Origin of the sequence: Shigella sp. FC1967, assembly GCF_001743005.1 — a bacterium.
Taxonomy (GTDB): Bacteria; Pseudomonadota; Gammaproteobacteria; order Enterobacterales; family Enterobacteriaceae; genus Proteus.
In genome coordinates, this window is sequence record NZ_MIIZ01001032.1 from 1 (window position 1) to 1,223 (window position 1,223).

A 1,223-nucleotide genomic window follows, 5' to 3' on the forward strand; every position below is an offset into this window, starting at 1 on the left:
TTTTTTGAGGAGTTTTATCCCGAGGGTTTAGCTTTCCAATACACATCAATAGCAAGCGCTGTTCCTGTAAAGTTAGTTTGTAACTAGCTTCAATCAACGCATTGGATTTATATGCTATTAGTTCAGACATGTCGCTTCCTACTTAATGGGATAGACAAAAAATTAGTCTATCCCTACATTAAAGGCAAGTCTTTTATTTTGTCTATGCCTAATTTGTGAGTATTACCGTAAATTTCTATGCCTATTACCGTAAATTTCTATGCCTATTACCGTAAATTTCTATGCCTATTACCGTAAATTTCTATGCCTATTGGTATTTTTTTTATTATAAAACAATATGGTACATATAGATAAAACAAGGTTTAAAAACATAAAACAATTTAAAACAGAAAAGCCCTGTGGATAAATCAGCTCAACCTGTCAGATACATCACGTTTTCCCTTATTCAAGAGGATATCGCAAACAGCGTTTGCTACTTTTCAAAACATATTTCCAAATCAAGGTAGCTCCCCCGCATTGCGGGGGCATATCGCTGACAGAATCTTTTGTCTCCGACCATCAAACTACTGAACCGATGATTTTTCGTGCAATTAAGTTCGCTACGCTCACGGCTCAGTCAGAATGGTGTTGTATGAGCCTGTAAGCGACTTTCTTTACTCATAACGATGAATTCCATATCCAAAGCATTAAAGCCACTCCTGATTCGTTCTGTGGCTTTTTATTGCTATAAACGATATTGCAGTAAGACTGTATTTTACATTCTCAGACATAATTGCAGAATTTATGATGCCATTTAGAAAACGATTCATGTGACTTTCAAAATACAGTTTTTCAAAAGAACAAATGCAGAACTAGGAATGGAGGCGGTTAAAAATCAAGCGATCTGTCACACAGACGACAACCTTTCGCTGAGTTTTAACTAAAAAAACTTTAAAATCAAAATGCTATAACATTCCAGTGCTCGCTAAATATCGATATTGACGATGATAAAAGAATTTGAATAGTAGAAATAATGTTATTTAAATCATTATTTATCAAATGGATAAACGAAAAGTTGATGTTTGTAAGACATAAAGCTGAAAGGTCTACGTCTGCAAGACAACGGGTTCATTACCGAGTTTAAAACCAATTTTTCATTTTCAGACCAGAATGAGTGCTGACACTTGTCGGTTGAAATTGGTTTAACCGTTCTGAATTCAGGTCCGACGTCTGACCCACAGTTT

1 protein-coding gene is annotated in these 1,223 nt (G+C 35.2%); it reads right to left on the bottom strand.

Going from position 1 to position 1,223, the window contains the following annotated elements:
- The coding region (locus BHE89_RS17835; RefSeq protein ID WP_141008333.1) for a replication initiation protein at window positions 1-130 on the bottom strand (130 nt) is incomplete at its 3' end.
- Between the last annotated feature and the right edge of the window lie 1,093 nt (window positions 131-1,223).